This window comes from Streptomyces sp. P17 (genome assembly GCF_032436805.1).
Lineage (GTDB): Bacteria > Actinomycetota > Actinomycetes > Streptomycetales > Streptomycetaceae > Streptomyces.
On sequence record NZ_JAVRBF010000417.1, the window covers coordinates 1 to 376 of the forward strand.

1 protein-coding gene is annotated in these 376 nt (G+C 64.9%); it reads right to left on the reverse strand.

Features of this window, described 5'->3' with window-relative positions; all coding sequences use genetic code 11:
- Positions 1-133 precede the first annotated feature (133 nt).
- The coding region (locus tag RMT89_RS41540; RefSeq protein WP_315888939.1) for a hypothetical protein at positions 134-376 on the reverse strand (243 nt) is incomplete at its 5' end.

Genomic DNA, 376 nt, shown 5'->3' on the forward strand with positions numbered 1-376 from the left:
GTTTGGGTGATGACGATCCCGTGGCGAGGAAATGCCCACAGCGGGCGCGGATCGCTGGATACCTCAGCGATCCGCTGGTGGAGCCAGCGCGTGTCATGAGGAGTCCCTCGGGGTAGCCGCAGGTGGGTGAGTATCATGCTGATTCCTTTCGTTTCGGCTCGGTCCGGTCGGTCAGCTCTGCGACGAAGCCCCGGCCCGCGTTGTCGAGGTGGAGTGCCACGTCGGAGAGGGGCACCGAGTCGGCGATCGCGGCGAGGTGGTTGAGGCTACGGGCGATCTGCTCGGACAGGCGGTCACTATCCTCGATGGTGGCGAGCTGCCGTATGCGCGATTCTGAGGGCCTTTCAGTGGCTTGGGGTCCATGGGTACCAGCCTG